Consider the following 1,505-nt stretch of genomic DNA (forward strand, 5'->3'; position numbering starts at 1 on the left):
CGCGCGCCGCAGGCGCCGGCGCTGGTCTGCGAAGGCGAACAGTTGAGCTACGCCGAGCTGAACCGCCGGGCCAACCGGATCGCCCACGCGCTGATCGCCCGAGGCGTCGGCCCGGACGTGCTGGTGGGCCTGGTCGCGCCGCGTTCGCTGGAGATGGTGGTCGGCCTGCTGGCCATCCTCAAGGCCGGTGGTGCCTACGTGCCGCTGGACCCGGCCTATCCGCTGGATCGCCTGCACTACATGATCGAGGACAGCGGCCTGCAGTTGCTGCTCGGCCAGGGCGACCTCGGGCTGAGCCTGGCGGCGAACGTGCAGGTGCTGGACCTGGCCGCCGACTATGCCGACTACGCTGACTTCGCCGAGGTCAACCCGAACGTTGCGGTGGACCTGGATAACCTGGCCTATGTCATCTACACCTCCGGCTCCACCGGCAAGCCGAAGGGCACCTTGCTGCCGCACCGCAACGTGCTGCGCCTGTTCGAGGCCACGGACGGCTGGTTCGGCTTCGGCCCGCAGGACTGCTGGACGCTGTTCCACTCCTATGCCTTCGACTTCTCGGTATGGGAGCTGTTCGGCGCCTTGCTGCATGGTGGCCGCCTGGTGATCGTGCCGCAGGATGTCAGCCGTTCGCCGGAGGCCTTCTACCAACTGCTGTGCGAGCAGCGGGTGACCGTGCTCAACCAGACGCCGTCGGCGTTCCGCCAGCTGATGCAGGTGGCCTGCGCTGAAGGCCAGCGCAGCGACCAGCAGCTGCGCTACGTGGTGTTCGGCGGCGAGGCGCTGGAGGTCGGCAGCCTGCGTCCGTGGTTCGAGCGCTTCGGCGATCGTGCCCCGCAACTGGTCAACATGTACGGCATCACCGAAACCACGGTGCACGTGACCTACCGTCCATTGTCGCTGGCTGACCTGGCGCAGAGCGCGTCGAGCCCGATTGGTGTGCCGATCCCGGACCAGAGCCTGTACGTGCTCGACAGCGACCTCAACCCGGTGGCCGCCGGCTGTGTCGGCGAGCTGTACGTCGGTCGCCAGGGCCTGGCCCGTGGCTACCTCAAGCGCGCCGACCTCAGCGCCACGCGCTTCATTCCCGACCCGTTCGGCGAGAGCGGGGCGCGGCTGTACCGCAGCGGCGACCTGGCACGCTGGCGCGCCGATGGGGTGATCGAGTACGTCGGGCGGATGGACCATCAGGTGAAGATCCGTGGCTTCCGCATCGAGCTGGGCGAGATCCAGGCGCGGCTGCAGGCGCTGCCCCAGGTGCGCGAGGCCGTGGTGCTGGCCCAGGAGGGGGCGAGTGGCACCCAGCTGGTCGGTTACCTGGTGGCCGGGCAAGCGGTGGCGGACCAGGCGCTCTGGCGTGAGGCGGTCAAGGCCGCACTGCGCGAAGACCTGCCGGAGTACATGGTGCCGGCGCACCTGCTGCTGCTCGAGCGCATGCCGCTGACCGCCAACGGCAAGCTCGACCGCCGTGCCTTGCCGGCGGCGGATGCCAGCCTGCTGCAACAGGC

The 1,505-nt window shown here is 69.3% G+C and carries 1 protein-coding gene; it reads left to right on the top strand.

Annotated features, from left to right (window positions below; translation table 11 throughout):
- A partial coding sequence (locus tag V7787_RS52745; RefSeq protein WP_336095446.1) for an amino acid adenylation domain-containing protein occupies positions 1-1,505 on the top strand: 1,505 nt, incomplete at both ends.

The organism is Pseudomonas sp. CGJS7 (assembly GCF_036961695.1).